General features: G+C 66.4%; 17 protein-coding genes and 2 tRNA genes. 14 read left to right on the top strand and 5 right to left on the bottom strand.

Translation table 11 applies throughout. The annotated features are described in order from the left end of the window. Positions 1-15: 15 nt before the first annotated feature. Positions 16-378, top strand: a complete 363-nt coding sequence (locus ACOCEP_RS03025; protein ID WP_482335638.1) for a MerR family transcriptional regulator — start codon at positions 16-18, stop codon at positions 376-378. Positions 379-524: 146 nt separating this feature from the next. Further along, a complete protein-coding gene (locus ACOCEP_RS03020) occupies positions 525-1,664 on the top strand; it encodes a Gfo/Idh/MocA family protein (RefSeq protein WP_482335637.1) in 1,140 nt (379 codons plus the stop codon). On the opposite strand, the gene ACOCEP_RS03015 is transcribed toward ACOCEP_RS03020, so the two are convergent. Next, positions 1,661-2,404 carry a GAF and ANTAR domain-containing protein gene (locus ACOCEP_RS03015; protein ID WP_482335636.1) on the bottom strand — a complete coding sequence of 248 codons (744 nt, stop codon included), beginning with the start codon at positions 2,402-2,404 and terminating at the stop codon, positions 1,661-1,663. The two genes, ACOCEP_RS03020 and ACOCEP_RS03015, sit on opposite strands and share 4 nt — an antisense overlap. A 232-nt stretch (positions 2,405-2,636) precedes the next feature. Between ACOCEP_RS03015 and ACOCEP_RS03010 the strand changes: the two genes are divergently transcribed. From ACOCEP_RS03010 to ACOCEP_RS02990, 5 genes are all read left to right on the top strand, one after another. Continuing rightward, positions 2,637-6,215, top strand: a complete 3,579-nt coding sequence (locus ACOCEP_RS03010) for a discoidin domain-containing protein (protein WP_482335635.1) — start codon at positions 2,637-2,639, stop codon at positions 6,213-6,215. 117 nt (positions 6,216-6,332) lie between these two features. Further along, a complete protein-coding gene (locus tag ACOCEP_RS03005; protein ID WP_482335634.1) occupies positions 6,333-6,932 on the top strand; it encodes a TetR/AcrR family transcriptional regulator in 600 nt (199 codons plus the stop codon). Then, positions 6,922-7,803 carry a crotonase/enoyl-CoA hydratase family protein gene (locus ACOCEP_RS03000; RefSeq protein WP_482335633.1) on the top strand — a complete coding sequence of 294 codons (882 nt, stop codon included), beginning with the start codon at positions 6,922-6,924 and terminating at the stop codon, positions 7,801-7,803. The genes ACOCEP_RS03005 and ACOCEP_RS03000 overlap by 11 nt, the downstream gene beginning before the upstream one ends. Continuing rightward, entirely contained in the window at positions 7,800-8,690 is an 891-nt protein-coding gene (locus ACOCEP_RS02995) for an AurF N-oxygenase family protein (RefSeq protein WP_482335632.1), read from the top strand. Before ACOCEP_RS03000 ends, ACOCEP_RS02995 begins: the two co-directional genes overlap by 4 nt. 16 nt (positions 8,691-8,706) lie before the next feature. Continuing rightward, positions 8,707-8,952, top strand: coding sequence for a hypothetical protein (locus tag ACOCEP_RS02990; protein WP_482335631.1), 246 nt, complete (start codon positions 8,707-8,709; stop codon positions 8,950-8,952). 282 nt (positions 8,953-9,234) lie between these two features. On the opposite strand, the gene ACOCEP_RS02985 is transcribed toward ACOCEP_RS02990, so the two are convergent. Beyond that, positions 9,235-9,603 carry a hypothetical protein gene (locus ACOCEP_RS02985; RefSeq protein WP_482335630.1) on the bottom strand — a complete coding sequence of 123 codons (369 nt, stop codon included), beginning with the start codon at positions 9,601-9,603 and terminating at the stop codon, positions 9,235-9,237. Between the two features lie 768 nt (positions 9,604-10,371). Between ACOCEP_RS02985 and ACOCEP_RS02980 the strand changes: the two genes are divergently transcribed. The 5 genes from ACOCEP_RS02980 (at position 10,372) to ACOCEP_RS02960 (ending at position 15,460) form a co-directional block, all read left to right on the top strand. Further along, entirely contained in the window at positions 10,372-10,872 is a 501-nt protein-coding gene (locus ACOCEP_RS02980) for a hypothetical protein (protein ID WP_482335629.1), read from the top strand. A 245-nt stretch (positions 10,873-11,117) separates the two neighbouring features. Next, entirely contained in the window at positions 11,118-11,816 is a 699-nt protein-coding gene (locus ACOCEP_RS02975; protein WP_482335628.1) for an NUDIX hydrolase, read from the top strand. A gap of 203 nt (positions 11,817-12,019) precedes the next feature. Beyond that, entirely contained in the window at positions 12,020-12,886 is an 867-nt protein-coding gene (locus ACOCEP_RS02970; RefSeq protein WP_482335627.1) for a 5'-methylthioadenosine/S-adenosylhomocysteine nucleosidase family protein, read from the top strand. Then, positions 12,883-14,862 (top strand): hypothetical protein, encoded by a 1,980-nt coding sequence (locus ACOCEP_RS02965; protein WP_482335626.1) that lies wholly within the window; start codon positions 12,883-12,885, stop codon positions 14,860-14,862. Before ACOCEP_RS02970 ends, ACOCEP_RS02965 begins: the two co-directional genes overlap by 4 nt. A 13-nt stretch (positions 14,863-14,875) precedes the next feature. Further along, entirely contained in the window at positions 14,876-15,460 is a 585-nt protein-coding gene (locus tag ACOCEP_RS02960) for a hypothetical protein (RefSeq protein WP_482335625.1), read from the top strand. Positions 15,461-16,136: 676 nt separating this feature from the next. Here the strand turns inward: ACOCEP_RS02960 and ACOCEP_RS02955 are convergent. Beyond that, positions 16,137-16,209: transfer RNA gene (locus ACOCEP_RS02955), tRNA-Lys, on the bottom strand. Between the two features lie 195 nt (positions 16,210-16,404). On the opposite strand from ACOCEP_RS02955, the gene ACOCEP_RS02950 reads away from it, so the two are divergent. Together ACOCEP_RS02950 and ACOCEP_RS02945 are read left to right on the top strand one after the other, a co-directional pair. Next, positions 16,405-17,625, top strand: a complete 1,221-nt coding sequence (locus ACOCEP_RS02950) for a L,D-transpeptidase (protein ID WP_482335624.1) — start codon at positions 16,405-16,407, stop codon at positions 17,623-17,625. Between the two features lie 244 nt (positions 17,626-17,869). Further along, positions 17,870-18,172, top strand: a complete 303-nt coding sequence (locus ACOCEP_RS02945) for a hypothetical protein (RefSeq protein WP_482335623.1) — start codon at positions 17,870-17,872, stop codon at positions 18,170-18,172. Here the strand turns inward: ACOCEP_RS02945 and ACOCEP_RS02940 are convergent. Both ACOCEP_RS02940 and orn read right to left on the bottom strand, forming a co-directional pair. Then, positions 18,173-18,248: transfer RNA gene (locus ACOCEP_RS02940), tRNA-His, on the bottom strand. It lies immediately after the preceding gene. Between the two features lie 77 nt (positions 18,249-18,325). Beyond that, positions 18,326-18,934: an oligoribonuclease gene (gene orn / locus ACOCEP_RS02935; protein ID WP_126732813.1), complete on the bottom strand. Its 609-nt coding sequence runs from the start codon at positions 18,932-18,934 to the stop codon at positions 18,326-18,328. Positions 18,935-18,937 lie beyond the last annotated feature (3 nt).

Genomic DNA, 18,937 nt, shown 5'->3' with positions numbered 1-18,937 from the left:
GGTGAGGTGGCGCACATGCGGATCGGGGAGCTGGCGGAGCGGACGGGAACGTCGCGCCGCCTGCTGCGGTACTACGAAGAGCAGGGTCTCATCATCTCGGAGCGGCTGGCCAACGGCTACCGCGACTACGCCGAGCCTTCGGTCGACCGGGTCATCCAGGTCCGCGGCCTGCTCGACGCCGGGCTGCCGACCAGGATCATCAAGCAGATCCTGCCGTGCCTGGACAAGCCCCGGCAGATCCACTTCTCGGACGCGACCGCGGAGATGCTCGCGACCCTGGAGGCCGAGCGTGACCGGATGACCCGGCGGGCCGAATGCCTGCTCCGCAACCGGGACGCCATCACCGAGTATCTCGACGCCGTCCGCGCCCTGGGCTGAAGGGGACTTTCCCCGCGTCCGATGGGGGTAAAGCGCCCTTCGCCGCGTCTCATGTGGGGAAAGTCCCCTTCGGCTCCTCCCGGTCTTGACACAGTGAGAAAGCGCTTTCAGGATGTGGGCAGGAAAGCGCTTTCAAAGGAGAACGGATGACCACGCGGAAACTCGGCGTCGTGATGAACGGCGTCACCGGGCGGATGGGCTATCGGCAGCACCTGGTGCGCTCGGTCCTGGCGATCAGGGAGGCCGGCGGGGTCGAGCTGGCCGACGGTTCGCGGGTCCAGCTGGAGCCGGTCCTGGTGGGGCGCAACGCGGACAAACTCGAAGAGATCGCCACCCGGCACGGCCTGACCCGCTGGACCACCGACCTCGACGCCGCGCTCGGCGACGACGACCTCCCGCTCTACTTCGACGCGCAGCTCACCGCGGTCCGCGAGAAGTCGATCGTCCGGGCCATCGACGCCGGAAAGCACATCTACACCGAGAAGCCGGTGGCGGAGTCGGTCGAAGGCGCGCTCGCGCTGGCGCGGCACGCCGAAGCGGCCGGGGTCAAGAACGGCGTCGTCCACGACAAGCTGTACCTTCCCGGCCTGCTCAAGCTGAAGCGCCTGATGGACAGCGGCTTCTTCGGCCAGGTGCTGTCGGTCCGCGGCGAGTTCGGTTACTGGGTCTTCGAGGGCGACTGGCAGACCGCGCAGCGGCCCAGCTGGAACTACCGTGCCGAAGACGGCGGCGGCATCGTCGTCGACATGTTCTGCCACTGGAACTACGTGCTGGAGAACCTCTTCGGCGCCGTCAACGCCGTGACGGCGAAGGCCGTCACGCACATCCCGGAGCGTGTCGACGAGAAGGGCGAGCGGTACGCCGCCACCGCCGACGACTCCGCGTACGCGATCTTCGAGCTCGAAGGCGGCATCATCGCCCAGCTCAACTCGTCCTGGTGCGTGCGGGTCCACCGCGACGAACTGGTCGAGTTCCAGGTCGACGGCACCCAGGGCAGCGCGGTCGCGGGGCTGCACAAATGCGTCATCCAGCCGAGGGAGGCCACCCCGAAGCCGGTGTGGAACCCGGACCTCGCCGAGACGCGGTCCTACCGTTCGCAGTGGCAGGAAGTGCCGGACAACGAGGACTTCGGCAACGGTTTCCGCGCTCAGTGGGAGCAGTTCGTCCGCCACGTCGTGGAGGACACGCCGCATCCCTACGACTTCATGGCGGGGGTGCGTGGCATCCGGCTCGCGGAAGCCGGGTTGGAGTCCTCGCGCGAGAACCGCCGGGTCTCGCTGGCCTAGCGGCCGAAAACCGCCCGGGGGTCTTCCGCGATCAGCACCGAGATCTCCCGGATCTTGCGGTTGGTGTGCTGTGACGCCTCGGTGAGCCAGCGGAAGGCTTCCTCGGCGTTCAGTTCCAGACGTGCCATCACGATTCCCTTCGCGGTGGCGATGGCGTCCCTGGTCTCCAGCGCGGCGACCAGGGTCGCCGCCTGTCGTTCGGCGGCGGCCCAGCGGGATGCGGTCAGGATGATCGCCGAGATCGCCGAGGTGAACATCGCGACCAGGGCGGCCTCGACGGGGTCGAAGGCGTTCTCCTGGAAGCTCCAGACGTTGAGCGCGCCGGCCAGCGGCTCGGTCTCCCGGCGCTTGAAGTGCGACTCGTCGGGTACGAACAACGGGCAGGCCAGCCCGGTCCGCACGCCGAGCAGATCGGCGGTGGTGGCGAAGTCCGGCCAGCGCGCGGCGGCGTCGGCGTCCAGCAGGGTCCGGACGATCGTCCCGCTTTCCGCGGCCTTCAGACAGGGACCCTCGTCCGCGCTGTACTGCGCCTTGTCCAGCGGAAGCACCGATTGGTCGGTGGCGGCGACGGTGCTCGGTTCCCCGTCGGAGTACAGCGTCACCGTGGCCGCGTCCGCTCCGGGCAACAGGCCGACCACCTTCTTCGCCACCCGTTCCAGCAACTCGTCGCGGGGCTCGTCGAGCCGCATCGACTCGGTGAGCTCCCGCAACGCCGAAGCGGTGTCGCGAAACTGATCCATCGTGGCCCTTTCCCTCGGACGGCGGATTTCGCCGACCACCAAGAACGTACTCGTTCCGGCTGGCCGGGCATTGGCCGATTCGGGCTAACCGGAAAGCGCCTGGTCACGCGATCCGGAACCGGGCGTTGACTTGAGGCGCTCCGTGGGCTGTAATTCTTGAACATTTCAGCGCAAGAACATGACAAGAGTCAGGAAGATTCCGCTCAGTCCCCTCCCGGAACAGAGGAATGTCATGAGAACGAAGCGCCCACTGACGCGCGCGGTGACGTTTGTCGCCCTGTCCCTGCTGGTGGCCCCACCCGCCATAGCCGCGAGCGAACCCTCGACGCCTCTCGCGGCTTCCGCCGCCGCCGAAGCCGCCGACGCGACGTACACCGCCAGCAGCCAGCTGGCCGGCTACGCCGTTTCGAACGTCGGGGACGGCAACCAGGCCACCTACTGGGAAAGCACGAACAACCAGTTCCCGCAGTGGATCCAGGCCGACCTCGGCGCGGCCACGAACATCGCCCTGCTCGTACTCAAACTGCCCTCGGGCTGGGAAGCCCGCACGCAGACCTTCTCGGTGCAGGGCAGCGCGAACGGCACGAGCTTCAGCGATCTCGTGCCGTCGGCGGGCCACCGGTTCGACCCGGCGACCGGCAACACGGTCACCCTCGACGTCACCGGGAACACCCGGTTCGTGCGGCTGAACATCACCGCCAACACCGGGTGGCCCGCCGCCCAGCTCTCGGAATTCGAGGTGCGCGGGCCCGCGGGCGGGGACACGCAGCCGCCGTCCGCGCCGGGAAACCTCGCCTACACCGAGCCGTCGAGCGGCAAGATCCGGCTCACGTGGTCGGCTTCGACCGACAACACAGGCGTCACGGGCTACGACGTGTACGCCAACGGACAACCACGCGGCAGCGTCGCCGGTGACGTCCTGACCTACACCGACGACCAGCCGGAGAGCGCGACGGTCGCCTACTCCGTGCGTGCCCGCGACGCGGCGGGCAACCAGTCGCCGAGCAGCGGCACGGTGACCAGGACCGGCACGCGGGCGGGGACGAATCTCGCGCTGGGCAAGCCGATCACGGCGTCTTCGGTGCAGCACTCCTATGTCGCGGCCAACGCCAACGACGACTCCGTGACCACCTATTGGGAGGGCGCGGCATACCCGAACCTGCTCACCGTCGCGCTCGGGTCCAACGCCGACCTCGACCGCGTCGTGGTCAAACTCAATCCGGATCCCGCTTGGGCACAGCGCACGCAGACGATCACCGTCGAAGGGCGTGACCAAGGGGCGGCGGCGTTCACCACCTTGGTGCCCGCGCAGACGTACACCTTCACCCCGGCGAGCGGCAACACCGTCACGATTCCGGCCGGTGGCCGCGCCGCGGACGTCCGCCTGCGGATCACCGCGAACTCCGGTGCCCCTGGCGGTCAGGCCGCGGAATTCCAAGTCTTCGGCGTTCCCGCCCCGAACCCCGATCTGACGGTGTCGGGCGTTTCCTGGTCGCCCCGGAATCCGGTGGAGACCGACGCGATCACCGTGTCGGCGACCGTCCGCAACGCCGGGACCGCGGCGTCGGGCGCGACGAACGTGAACCTCTACCTGGGCACGGCGAAGGCCGGCACGGCACAGGTCGGCCCGCTCGCGGCCGGAGCGTCGGCGACGGTTTCGGCGGACATCGGCCCCAGGGAGACGGGAAGCCACCAGCTCACCGCGAAGGTCGACGAGGCCAACGCCGTCGTCGAGCAGGACGAGGCCAACAACTCCTACACGGGCGCGACGGCCCTCGTCGTCAGCCCGGTGGCCAGCTCCGACCTCGTCGCGGCCACGGCCTGGTCGCCGAACAACCCGACGGCGGGTGACAGCGTCACCTTCACCGCCACGGTGCGCAACCAGGGAACGGTCGCTTCCGCCGGCGGCGCGCACGGCGTCACGGTGACGATCACCGACCAGAACGGCGCCGTCGTCAAGACCCTCACCGGCTCGTACACCGGCGCGATCGCCGCCGGGGCCACCGCGCCGCCGGTGAACGTCGGCACCTGGACGGCCGGGAACGGCCGGTACTCGGTCAAGACCGTCGTCGCGAACGACGCCAACGAGCTGCCCGTGAAGCAGGGCAACAACACGAGCACACAAGCGTTGTTCGTCGGCCGGGGCGCGAACATGCCCTACGACATGTACGAAGCCGAAGACGGCGTGGTCGCCGGCGGCGCGTCCGTGATCGGCCCGAACCGGAAGATCGGCGATCTCGCGGGGGAGGCGTCGGGCCGCAAGGCGGTGACGCTGAATTCGCCCGGCTCCTCGGTCGAATTCACCACCCGCGCGGCCACGAACACCCTGGTGACCCGGTTCTCGATGCCGGACGCCGCGGGTGGTGGCGGCCAGAACTCGACGCTGAACGTCTACGTCGACGGCACTTTCCTGAAGGCCATCGACCTGACGTCGCGCCACGCTTGGCTTTACGGTCCCGAAGCCTCTCCGCAGAACTCTCCGGGAGCCGGCCCCGCTCGGCACATCTACGACGAGGCCAGCATGCTGCTCGGCACGACCGTGCCCGCCGGGCACAAGATCAAGCTGCAGAAGGACGCCGGCAACGGCTTGAACTACGCGATCGACTTCGTGAACTTCGAGCTGGCCACCGCGGCCGCGAACCCCGACCCGGCGCGCTACGCCGTCCCGGCCGGGTTCACCCAGCAGGATGTGCAGGCCGCGCTCGACAAGGTCCGCCAGGACCCGAACCTCACCGGTGTCTTCCTGCCGCCGGGGCAGTACCCGATGACGAGCAAGGTCACCGTGTACGGCAAACCGGTCAAGGTGCTCGGCGCCGGGCCGTGGTTCACGAGGTTCACCGCGCCGGCCGGGCAGGAGAACACCGACATCGGGTTCGACGCGCAGGCGAGCGCGAGCGGTTCGACGTTCGGCGGGTTCGCCGTGTTCGGGAACTACACGTCCCGGATCGACGGTCCCGGCAAGGTCTTCAACTTCACGAACGTCACGAACATGACGATCGACGACATCTGGGTGGAGCACCAGATGTGCCTGCTGTGGGCGACCAATGTGGACAACACGACGGTGAAGAACTCGCGGATCCGGGACATGTTCGCCGACGGGCTCAACTTCACCAACGGCAGCACGGGAAACCGGGTCACCAACAACGAGGCGCGATCCACCGGTGACGACAGTTTCGCGTTGTTCGCCGCCACGGACCTCAACGCGGGCAACCAGTACGACAACGTGTTCGAGAACCTGACCGTGCTGCTTCCTTGGCGCGCGGCCGGATTGGCGGTGTACGGCGGGTACGGCAACACCTTCCGGAACCTCTACATCGCGGACACGCTGACGTACTCCGGGATCACGATCAGCTCGCTCGACTTCGGCTACCCGTTCCTCGGGTTCGGTCCGCAGCCGACGACCGTCCAGAACGTGTCACTGGTCCGCACCGGTGGCCATTTCTGGGGGCAGCAGACGTTCCCCGCGATCTGGATGTTCTCCGCGTCCAAGGAGTTCCGGGGTATCCGTGTGTCCGATGTGGACATTCAGAGTCCGACCTACAGCGGCATCATGTTCCAGACCAAGTACACCGGAAACCGTCCGGAGAACCCGGTCGAGGACACGGTGCTGACGAACGTGTCGATCACCGGCGCGCACCGCAGCGGTGACGAGTTCGACGCGAAGTCGGGGATCGGGATCTGGGTCAACGAGCTGCCGGAACCGGGCCAGGGCCCGGCCGTCGGGTCGGCGACGTTCACCGGGCTCACCCTGAGCGACAACGCCGAGGACATCCGGAACACGACGAGCACGTTCACCGTCAACCGCACCTGAGTGCCCTGGCGCGTGAAGGCCCCCTTCCCTCGGCTCAGCCGAGGGAAGGGGGCCTTCACGCGCCACCGGCGGGATCGCCCGTTGCTGAAGTGCGGAATCCGTGCTTCACTCCTTGACATGCCGTACCGCCGGACCCCGAAGACGCAGGCCAGGCTGGACTCGCAGCGAGACGAGATCCTGGCCGCGGCCGTCGCGCTGCTGGCCGAGACCGGTTACGCGGGCTGCTCCATGGCCGCGGTCGCCACGCGGGCGGGCGTGGGCACCGGCAGCGTGTACCGGCAGTTCCCGTCCAAGGCCGACCTCGTCGTCGAGGTCTTCCGCGAGGTGGTCTCCCGGGAGGTCGACGCCGTCGAGGCCGCCGCGTCCCAAGGCGACGTCCGCGAGCGCGTGGTCGCCGTGATCGAGACCTTCGCCGGGCGGGCGTTGAAGGCACCGAGACTGGCGTACGCGTTGCTGGCCGAACCCGTCGACGCAGTCGTGGAGGCCGAGCGCCTGGTGTTCCGCCGCGCCTTCCGCGAGGTCATCGCCAGGAACATCGCCGACGGCGTGACGCGGGGGCTGCTGCCTCCGCAGGACGCGGAAGCGACCGCCGCGGCGCTGGTCGGCGCGGGCGCGGAAATGCTGGTCGGCCCGTTGGCGGGCGAAAGCGGACCGGACACGATCCCGCAGCTGGTCACGTTCACCCTTCGCGCGCTGGGCGGTTCCGATGGCGTTTGAGACGCTCACGTACCGCGTCGAAGACCGGAAGGCCTACCTGACCTTGAACCGCCCCGAGCGGCTCAACGCGATCAACGACGTCATGCCGCGTGAGATCCGGCAAGCCGTGGAGCTGGCGAACGAGGACGACGCGGTCCGGGTGATCGTGGTGCGCGGTGAAGGCCGGTCGTTCTGCGCCGGATACGACCTCAAACAGTTCGCCGAGGACGACGCCGAAGGCCGTTGGAACCAGGGCCCGGTCTGGGATCCGGTCAAGGACTACCGGGTGATGAAGCGCAACACCGACGACTTCTTCAGCCTGTGGCGGTCGCTGAAACCCACCGTCTGCCAGGTGCGGGGCCACGCGATCGCCGGCGGCAGCGACATCGCGCTGTCGTGTGACGTGCTGATCATGGCGACCGACGCGCGTATCGGTTATCCGCCCGCACGGGTGTGGGGCTGCCCGACCACCGCGATGTGGGTCTACCGCGTCGGCGCTCAACGGGCGAAGCGGATGCTGCTCACCGGCGACACGATCGACGGCGCCACCGCGGCGGAATGGGGACTCGCGCTCGAGGCCGTGGAACCCGGACGGCTCGAAGCGGCCACCGAGGAACTGGCGGACCGGATGGCGGGTGTGCCGACGAACCAGCTGGTGATGCAGAAACTGATGATCAACCAGGCCTACGACAACATGGGTCTTTCCGGCACCCAGACACTCGCGACGCTGTTCGACGGCATCACCCGGCACAGCCCGGAAGGCCGCTGGTTCCGCGAGTTCGCCGAACGCGATGGTTTCCACGAGGCGGTGGCCTACCGCGATTCCGGACAGGTCATCCCGGACGGCGGCGGACCGCTGCCCGAGCACAAGGATCCGAGGAGGTCGTCATGACCGCGAACACCGAGAGCGAACGCGTCGCCGAGCGCTTGCAGCGCTCCTCCGCACGGTTGTCCTACGACCCGGACGTCGACGTCGACTGGCTGGCACCGCTGGTCGACGGGGCGTACGGCAAGGCGCCGGAGCGATGTTCCTTGTACGGCACCGGATTATGGGAGCGGCTCGACGACGGGCAACGCGCCGAGCTGAGCCGTCAGGAGGCCGCGGCCGCCGCCGCGTCGGGGATCTGGTTCGAGCTGATCCTCATGCAAGGCCTCGTGCGCCACGTCTACAACAGCGACCCGACTACGCAGAACGCGCAATACGCGCTCACCGAGATCGCCGACGAATGCCGTCACAGCACCATGTTCGCCCGCTCGATCGAGAAGAGCGGCGGTGTCGTCCGGCGCCCGAGCCGCACCGCGCACCGCGCGGGCAAGGTGTTCGGCGCGATCTGCGGCCCGGCGCTGCTGTTCGCCGGCGCCATCTACGTCGAAGAACTCGCCGACGGCATGCAACGCGAGATGATGCGTGACGACAGCCTGCAGCCGATGATCCGGATGATCTCGCGCATCCACGTGATCGAAGAGGCACGGCACATCAGCTTCGCCAAGGACGAACTGAGCCGGGCCTGGGCCCGCCACGGCCGCGTCGGCCGCGAACTGATCCGCTGGGCGATCGCCGGGATGGCCTACGTCGCGACGTCGGAATTGTTGCATCCCAAGGCATACACCGCGGTCGGCCTCGACCCGCGCGAGGCCCGCCAGGTCGCCGCCGCGAACCCGCACTGGCGCCGGACCAAGGCGGCGTGGGCGGCCAAGGCCGTCGAACACTTCACCGAGATCGGCCTCATCGGCGGCCCGAGCCGCCGGCTCTGGCGCCGCGCCGGCGTCCTCGACTGAACAAGGAAGGCACTCCATGTCCAAGCTCCTCGGCCTCGGCATCGCCGCGACCGGCCTCGCCCACTTCGCCGCTCCGGCGGCCTTCGAACCCGTGACGAAGATGGCCTTCGCCGACGACGTCCGCAACTGGACCTACCGCAACGGCGCCACCGAACTCGTCATCGGCCTGGCGATCGCGGCCGCACCCACGCGGAAGGCGGGCTTCGCGGGCCTGGCCGTCTACGCGGGCTGGCTGGGAAAGCGCGTCCTCACCCGGCGCTGACCGCCGTCGGTCAGCCTGGGCCGCCGCGTTGATCAAGGCGACCAGGACGCGACGGGCTCACCACCCCGGACGTATCTCGCGCGCAGGCCGAGCGCAGCTCGCCTCCCGGACGACCGACGCGACACGGCAAGTCGCCGTGATCGCCCGAAGCCGCAAAGGACAGTGAACGGGTCCGGACAGCACGAAACCCCACGTCATCGAAAACGTGGGGTTTGGGTGTGCGCCATCAGGGACTCGAACCCCGAACCCGCTGGTTGAGAGATCCGGCCTGACCCGGCCATGTCACCCACGTGGTTTGCGTTTCTTCAGTCGGTCGAAGGCCAGCCCAGCGCCAATCGCGGCGAAACCGAAGCACATGATCACTATGCGACCCTCGTCCCAGAAGTCGCCCGTTCCCGTCCCTTGAGTGAGACGTCCGATTCCGGCCAACGTGAAGACCACTGCGGCGCCGATGCCGACCATGGCCAGAAGGACATCGATAGGTGTCCGTTCCCTAGCGACTGTTGTCCGCTCCTCGGCAGCCGAGGACTCCCTCGCTGCTTGCCGCTGTTTGCGGTTCATCGGCTTCCGAAGCTGGTCGTCGGTCATATTGGATACACGTCCGTCACGCCTCTCAGGTTGCATCGACGACACGATCATCCAGCTCGTCATGGACCACGTCCGCCGACGGATCATCGGTTCCGCGTTCGAGGCGTGAACTGCTCGGCACCCCCCGCCTCAGGCGGGACTGTTCCAAGACCGGTGTTTCGGGCCCGACGGCCAAACTCATCCTTAGGAACCAGCCCGACAGCTCGGGCGCGGATCAGACCACAAAGGACAGTAAGGAGGGGAAGAAATGCGTCCACATAACACAAAGCCCCACGTCATCGAAACCGAAGCGTGGGGTTTGGGTGTGCGCCGTCAAGGACTCGAACCCCGAACCCGCTGGTTAAGAGTGGGCACTTGAGCGTGTCAGACGGTGTCGAGTGATGTCGGACGAGACCTTTTCCTCTGGTCGTGGCGCATCCGCGGTGTTGGGGTATGCCGCCTGGTGTTGGACCGTTTCGGACCTCTCGGGCGCGTCTCGGCCTCGCGGATGTCGATTTCTGCGTTTGATCGATGCCTCCTGCGGGGCGGCGAGGGCCGCGGTCGCTGTGATCCGCGGTCGGCGGTGAGCGCGACGCTGGTCTTAGGCCGAGGTCGTGATCAACCGAAGATGGTCGAATCAGTCGTCGGTGTCGAGGTATCGGTTGGAGCCGATAGTGTGGAACTCGTCGTCGTGGTCGCCTTCGTCGACGCCGGGGCGCCGGAGCGCTTGGGAGATCGGGCCGCCGCAGGCGGGTGGCCCAAGCCGTGGCCTTTATTGCAAATGTGGCATCATGATTACATGAGGGATCGCTAAGGATTCGTCGCCCGAAAGAACGGCTTCGCTACAAGCGGATGGGCGAGCCGAAAAAGTGGCGGCGTTTTCGGCTCCTAGTGCGCGTCACCGACGCACTGCTGACAGTGCTAGGAATTGTGTTCGTTTTCATTATTTCGTTAGTCGAAGCGAGCTGGCTATTTGGGTTCTCGGTAGTTCTTGCGCTTGCCCCGCAGGTAGTTTGTGGTTTTCGCTTACTTTTTGCGATAGCCTTTGAATTTCCGCGTGAGGTTCGAGCGGAACTTCGGCTTGCCTGGCAGTCATCAGCGATGATCTTCGCTGGAGGCTTCATTATTGTCCTTATGCGGAGTCAAGTGGAGTCGGCGTTGTGGACAGGCGTTGATGCGATCAATGTGGCTGTCGTGGTAGTCACGCTGGCGGCCTCGGTGCAGCACGCTGTGAAGGCTCGCTTTGTGCTTTCTGAGGCTATACGGGTCAAGCTGAGTGCCAAGAAGTCAAGGCTGCTTGGGGCTAGAAGCGCGATTGCGCTTCATCGAGCACGTTCGTCCCGGGCTGGATGAGTCTCGCTTCCTTCGAAGGAGTCGATAGATAGTGCCGTCAAAGGTTGATGTGACAGTGGTCGAGCGGCTTCGGTGGTCGTTGTAGTGTGGCCCGCCGGATACGCCTGGAACTACACCTCCGATCTTCATCTATCGGAGGTGGACCGCAGTGGGCACTGCGTTGTCGTCCCCCGGTTGAGGTGGCGGTGCTGGCTTGACTGCGGCGACCGGGCGAAGGATGGGACGCGAGTAGGTAGTCTTCGCGCATGAGCCGAACTCGGCAGACATTAACGCTCACCGCCGACCTGGTCATCCTGACCATTCGGGGCGGTGTGCTGTGCGTCCTGCTCGTGGAGCGGAAGAATGAGCCGTTCCGGGGTCGCATGGCGTTGCCTGGTGGATTCCTGCGTGGTGACGAGTCGCTGGAGGAGACCGCTGCGCGTGAGTTGGCCGAGGAGACGGGTCTCGATGCCGAGGCGTTGAAGCTGCAGCAGGTGGGCGTGTACTCCGGGCCGGATCGGGATCCCCGGCGTCCGCGGGTGGTAACTTGCGCTTACCTCGCTATCGCCCCGAACCTGCCGGTGCCGGTCGCCGGGTCAGACGCACGAGCCGCCCGCTGGTTGCCGGTTGCCGAAGCCACTGGCACGGCGCTGGCCTTCGACCATGATCGTATTCTGACCGATGCGGTGGAGCTGGCGCGTACGTTGCTGCAGTTCAGCACCATCGCCACGGCCTTCTGTGGCCCTGAGTTCACCATCGCCGACCTGCGCGAGGTCTACGAGGCCGTGTGGGGCGTCGTGCTGGACAAGCCGAACTTCCACCGCAAAGTCACGGACGCCGACGGCTTTGTCGTGCCCACCGGCGGCAAGCGGCCTTCTCTCACTGGCAGGCCCGCTGCCCTCTATCGCGCGGGTGAGGCGGCTGAGCTGGTTCCTCCGATGATGCGGTCGCGTTTCGGGGCGTGACGCAGTTTTTGTCATGTTGACTATTGGCTCTGTTTAGGGGCTTGTCTTACCCGTCGGTTCGTGTCACTCTGACAATAAGCGTGGTGGTGAGACTTCGGTCCTGCGCCGATGTCGGGCCACGTCGATCCCGTCGGACGCCTCGTGGGGGAGTCCGTTCCTGAATCACCCTGACCGTGTTGGAGTGAGAGCCAGTGAATGTGATCATGACTGCGCTGCCCGTGGAGCACGCGGCCGTCCTGGAGCACCTTGTGGACGTGCGCCCGCACCGGCACAGGTCAGGCACAGTGTTCGATGTCGGATCAGTCGTGGGTCATCCGGGACACCGCGTCGCGGTGGTGGAGACCGGCGCGGGCACCACGACCGCTGCAACGCTCACCGAGCGGGCCAATGCCGAGTTCGCCCCTGCGGCCATGGTGTTCGTCGGCGTCGCGGGAGGGCTGCGCGACTGGCTCGTGATCGGCGACGTGGTTGTGGCCACCAAGATCTACTCCTATCAGGGCGGCCGCAGCGAGGACGACGAGTTCCTGGTGCGTCCCTCCGCCTGGTCTGTCTCACACCGGCTCGACCAGGAGGCGCGGAGGCTGCCGCGTGGCGACTCTTGGCATTCGTTCCTGCCCGAGCAGGCGGACGGCGGCGCACCAATGGTCTACTTCGAAGCCATCGCAGTGGGCGACGTCGTCCTCAACTCCCGCCGCTCCGAACTGGCCCAGAGGCTGCACAAGTCGTACAACGACGCCGTAGCCGTCGATATGGAGAGCTCCGGTTTCGCGCACGCGGCTCATCTTGGCGACCAGGTCCGCGCCGTGGCGGTGCGCGGTATCAGCGATTTCGCGGACGGTGGCAAGGTCACGGCGGACCGCGAAGGGGGACAGTTACTCGCGGCTCGCAACGCGGCGGCGTTCGCGATCGCGCTGATCACCGCCCTCGAACCCGATGATGACGCTGCCGGAGGCAATGAGCCACCGACGTCTCCGGTCCCCACCATTCGTAACAAGAACATCGCGCGGGACAATGCCCGGGTAGGGCAGCAGAACGGCGTCAACTTCGGCTCCTTCCGGGAATTCCGATGAGCGGGGACACGATCGTCGAGGGCATCGAGAACGAGAATGTCGCTTCCGGCAACGCTCAGGTCGGCCAGCAGATCGGCGTGCAGAATGTAGAGAGCGTCTTCCACGACGCGACCATCTACACCGTCTCCGACGAGGACTCCGCCGAGCGCAAGCACGATGTCGCACTCGCGTATCTCACCGGCGGTTTGCCACGCCGTGCCGAAGAACTGTTCGGAGAGCTCGTCTTCAACGGTTATCAGTCGACCGACCGCATCTACTACTACGTGCTCGCCGTGCTCAGCGAGCGCAGCTTCGGAGATCTCACCGTGGAACTCGGCAGAAGAATCCGCGACGTGGGAAAGCTCTGTGCCTCCCTGCCAGAAGACGAATGGTCCAGGGCGCACCACGTTGTCCGTGGCCTCGTCGAGCTGGTCAGGCGTGCTGTCGGCGACCAGTCCTTCAAGGTCGTGAGCGCGTTCGGCAAGCTCTCCGCCGACCGGCAGGACGAGATCAGCCGGCACCTGTCGATGCTACTGACCGGCGTCCTGGATCAGCGGCTCGATGCCGAGCGAAAGCGCCAGGTCAGTACCGAGCGTCTTTCCCGAAATCGTGAGGACCGAGCCCGGAAGTTTTTCGAACCCGAACCCGTGAAGCCCGTCAGGTACCGGATACGCGTGTCCACCGCAGACAGCGATCGCCGTCGCCCCCTGTTCATCGGGGGTATGGTCGCGGTGCTCTCCTTCGCCGGGCTGTTCTTCGGCCCGCTGGACCTTCCGTTCTGGGGCGGGCTGGTCCTGCTGGTCGTGGGCGGTGTCGTGACGATCCGCTACGGCATCGAGTACACCGGGCATGTGCTGCACGTCGCCTCTTGGCGTGATGCGGCACGGCCCGCGGGCGAGCCGTCCGAGCCCAGCCAGGTCGACAAGCTTATCGAGAGGTGTTTTCATGACGCGCGCCCACCGGACGCCGACGACTGGCCTGGGTACGCGGCCGGGCACCGTTGGTACTTGCGGCGCCGATTCAACGACTGGCTGAGATACGACCAGAACTACGGTCAGAGCGTCAAGCGGCTGAAGTGGCTGTTCGATTGGCACGCGCGCCGAGCCGCCCGGCAGTGGCCGGGCTTTCAGCCGGAACCCGCGGCCCCGAGCGGCTCCCGTAACCGGCAGGTGGCCGGTTACCTGGTGATCGCGGCGGGGTTGGGTCTGCTGGGTATCACTCTTCGCTGGCAGGTCGTACCGATCGCGATGGGTGGCTGGTCCGCGTTGCCCGCCGTGATCGAGCTTTTCGCTGCCCGCAAGGCGGCTCGGCTTCTCGCGGCCGACGCGGAAGCGCTGTTCGAGCAGGAGATGGCCGAGTACGAGCGATGGCGAGACGAGCTGTCCGATCGTCCGGACGACATCGACATGGCCAGGTGGCTGGCCTTGGACAAGGCCTACATCAAAGCGGAAGCCCTGCATAGAGGGGATATCGCCGAGCGCGACCTCGTCTCGCACGTTGTCCTCAATCAACAAGCACCCGGTGCCCGGCGCGGGGCGGTCCAGCATGGCCCGCCGCGTTACGAGGCGTACCTGGTCACCGTCATCTTGCTGACTCGGCACGGTGTTCGGGAATCGCGGGTATATCTGAACTTCACCACCGGTGAGGTCAAAAACGAGGCCTGGAACGTCTTCGGCTACGACCGCATCGCTTCCGCTTCGCTGAAGGTCAAGGAGAGATGGGTCAAGAACCCGGGCGAGCCGGAGCGCAAGGTACGCAATCGGCAGTTCCGCCTTCGTCTGCTGGACGGTGTGGAGATTTTCGCCATCAGCGATCGCCCCGACGGCGAGAACGACACGGAAGTCGATGACGAGGCGGAGCTGAAGCAGCTCGCCGCAGCAACCTCCGGGATGGACGCGGCACTTCCGATCTTGGAGGCCGTGGCACACAAAGGCCGTGACTGGATCGAGTTCGAGAACGACCGCCGGACCATGTGGTCACGGAACTGGTCGGATTGACGGGGGCAAGCTGATGAGCGGAACCCAGATCGATGACACCATGCGGGACAACTCGTCCAGGGCTGTCCTGCTGGCGGAGTACGAAGCCCTCAAAGCGGAACAGACGTCACGGATCGTGTTGCGGGACCGACTGATGTACGCGGCGCTGGCCGCGCTTGCGGCGACGCTGGCCTTGGTAGTCCAACCGACCGGGCGCCAGTACCTGCTCCTGTTGCTTCCGTTGGTCTGCATGGTCCTGGGCTGGACCTACTTCGTCAACGATCAGAAGATCTCGGCGATCGGCAGGTATCTGAGGCGGCACCTGGCACCCTCGCTCGTGGCGTCCGCCCAGTGTGCGGATCAAATGCTCACTTGGGAGTCCGTCCACCGACGCGATCCACTGAGACGACTCGACAAGTCCATGCAATTGGTCGTGGACCTGCTGATGTTCGCGGTCCCGGCCCTGTTGTCGGTTGTGCTCTACTGGACGGCCGACGACGTGCGCACAGACTTGCTCGTCGTATCGATCGCTGAGGCCCTGGGTACCTTGGGGTTTGCAACCCGTGTCGTCGTCGCCGCTGATCTGTCGGTCAGGGTGCAGGGGAATTCACGCCTGTGATCTGCGTTACCGCCTCACCTCGAGACTGTCCCGACCTGGTCGAATCCGACTTTGACCTGTACCTTCAGCCGGAACTTGCGCGAGCAATCTGGACCTCGACGGTGACAGCAGGGTCTCGCATGATGAGGGCCACCGGCTGTATGCCGCTCGTCGTCGAGGTGTCATTTACAAGAGGCTGTTCCGGCCCGTGATCGACGCGCGGCACGGCGGGCCGCTCAGTCCTGGCTATGTGAGCCACACCTTCACCCGGCTGGTCGCCGAGGCGGGATTGCCGCCGATCCGGTTGCACGACCTGCGGCACGGCGCGGCAGCCTGGCGCTGGCCGCGGGCAACGACCTCAAGGTCGTGCAGGCGATGCTCGGGCGCTCCAGCATCGTGCTCACCGCCGACACCTACAGCAGCGTCCTGCCCTGTCTGGCGCATAGCGCCGCGGAAGTAACGGCGGAGCTGGTACTGGAAGCGGCCCGTAAAGCTGCGACCTCACTGCGAGGCCCGGCAGGCAAGAAACACGCTCGGCGACGGAAAGGTAGCCACAGCCGAGGCAAGAAGGCCAAGAAGTAAAAGGGGTGGCGGGTACGGCCTCATTCGGCCCCACGCCGGCCCCATCCAAGATCAAAGCCCACCGACAAGATCCTCTTGTGGAGAAATCCTGCAGGTGGGCTTCGATTTCGAACTGTGCGCCATCAGGGACTCGAACCCCGAACCCGCTGGTTAAGAGCCAGCTGCTCTGCCAATTGAGCTAATGGCGCCTGCTTGTTCCGCCGCTTTGGTGTTCCCCTCGGCGACGTGGAAAACATTAACACAGGGTTGCTGGGGCCCGTTTCAGGGGGGTCCCCTAACGACGGGCCGGGACGTATTCGGCCATCCGGCCGCGAGCGTTGCGGCCGGTCAGGCAGACTATAGCCAGACGTAGGGGTTGGTACCACGCGAAACGGGCGGTGTGCATGAGGGTCTGGGGAGCGACGGGGCGGTCGCGGGTGGCTTTGGTGGCTTTGGTGGCCGGGTTCACTCTGGCCGCGTGCACCAGTACACCGTCGGGTGAATCGCCGTCGCCGGGTGGCGCTCCCGGGGGATCACAGCAGAGCGGAGCCCCCGCGCCGGAGCCGAAGCCCGCAGTGATGACGCTGACCCCGGCGCAGGGTGCGGCGAACGTGGCGCCCGGCGAGCCGGTGACGGTCGCCGTGGCCGACGGCAAGGTGGGCGAGGTCAAGCTGACCGGCGCCGACGGCAAGGTCGTCGCGGGCAAGGCGAAGGAGGACGGTTCGGGCTGGGAGTCGGCGGAACCGCTCGGTTACGGCAAGACCTACACCGTCACCGCGGCCGCGACCGGCACCGACGGCAAGCCGGTCACCTCGACCTCGACGTTCTCCACGGCCAAGCCGGGTCGTCAGATCGGCGTCTCGATCAACCTGGTCGAAGGGGAGACGGTCGGCGTCGGCCTGCCGTTGATCTTCACCTTCACCGGCAACGTGCCGGACAAGGCGGCGACCGAGAAGGCGCTGAAGATCGTCACCGAGCCGCAGGCCGAAGGCGCGTTCCACTGGTTCGGTGAGAAGACCGTGATGTGGCGGCCCAAGGAGTACTTCAAGCCGGGTACGAAGATCTCGGTCAACGCGGCGATCTACGGCAAGAACCTCGGCAACAACACCTTCGGCCGCGAGGACAAGCCCGCCAAGGTGGTCGTCGGCGACAAGCTGGTCGCGACCGCGGACGGCGGCACGCACCAGATGAAGGTCGTGGTGAACGACCAAGAGGTCAAGCAGATGCCGATCTCGATGGGCAAGCCGTCGAGCAGCACCCCGGCCGGGACCTACACGGTGATGAGCGAGCACAACGGGTACACGATGGACTCCAGCACGTATGGCGTCCCGACGGACAGCAAGGCCGGCTACCGGACGTTCGTGAAGTACGCGGTGCGGATGTCGAACAGCGGCATTTTCTACCATTCGGCGCCGTGGTCGGTCGGGTCCCAGGGCAAGCGGAACGTGAGCCACGGGTGCATCAACCTGTCGACCGAGAACGCGAAGTGGCTGATGGACACTTCGAAGAAGGGCGACATCATCACGGTCACCAACTCGGGTCCGCAGGTGCTGGAGCCCAGCGATGGCTGGTCGGTGTGGCAGATGTCGTGGGACGACTGGAAGACCGGCGGCGACCGGAACTGATCTGTTCTTCATGAGGGTCCTGTCAGGACGGATTTCGTCCTGACAGGACCCTCATGGCGTTCCTGGCGGGTAATGCTCCGACTGCACCTCGCCGCTGGTCTTGTAGCGGCACTTCTGTGTGCCGGTGTCCCAGATCTTGTCTGGATCACGGACGCATCTCTGGTACTCGAGCTCGGCGAGATACTTCTGTGACTGGGCCTTGGTGCAGTTCGGATAGCCGGGCTCGCAGCGCCACGGTGACTTCTTGGCCGAAGAAGTGGCCGGCTTGGGTGGGGTCACCGTCACAGTCACCGGCGGCGGCACCGAAGTGGACGGCGTCGCCGTCACGGTCGTGACCGGCGTCGACGTGATCGCCGGTGCGGGCACTTGGTTCGGTGGAGACGTCGTGCAGGCTCCGGCCGCCACTAAGACTCCCAAGACCAGCCAGCGTCTCATGGCATCCTCCGCGCGAGTTCTTCCTGAACTCGCGCGAGCGCCACCCCGCGTTACCGATACCCGGAAAAAGCGAAACCCCAGCCTGCCGGAAGAACCGGCCGAACTGGGGTGATGGGGTGAGCGACGGGTTTCGAACCCGCGACCTCCTGGACCACAACCAGGTGCTCTACCAGCTGAGCTACGCCCACCATCGCCGGGCTCGGGGAACTCCCCATCACCTCGGCCGCACTATATTAGCGTGCCCGTTTCGGGGGCTCGCAACGGGTTACCCTTGGTGGCGTTCCTGCACTTCAGCGGCCGCCGCCTTGGCCTGCTCGGTGGTCGGGCCGGGCTGCGGGACGAAGGCGGCGCGACGGTAGTAGTCGAGTTCCCCGATGGATTCCTTGATGTCGGCGAGCGCGCGGTGCGCGAGGCCCTTCTCGGGCTTGGCGTAGTAGATCCGCGGGTACCAGCGCCGGACGAGTTCCTTCACCGACGAGACGTCGACCATGCGGTAGTGCAGGTGCGCGTCGAGCAGCGGCATGTCGCGCGTGATGAAGCCGCGGTCGGTGGCGATGGAGTTGCCGGCGAGCGGGGCGACGTTGGCCTCGGGCACGTGCGCGCGGACGTACTCGAGCACACGCTGCTCGGCTTCTTCCATCGTGACCGTGGAGCGCCGGACCTCTTCGGTGAGGCCGGAGCGGGCGTGCATTTCGCGGACGACCTCCGGCATGCCGTCGAGGGCTTCGTCGTCGGCGTGGATGACGATGTCGACGCCTTCGCCGAGGACGTTGAGCTCGGCGTCGGTCACCAGCGCGGCTATTTCGATCAACGCGTCCTTGCCGAGGTCGAGCCCCGTCATCTCGCAGTCGATCCAGACTAGGCGGTCGTTCACCCC

It is taken from the genome of Amycolatopsis sp. CA-211722 (genome assembly GCF_056828465.1).
The sequence above is the reverse complement of the archived record's forward strand: the minus strand, read 5'-3'. Positions and strand labels throughout refer to the sequence as shown.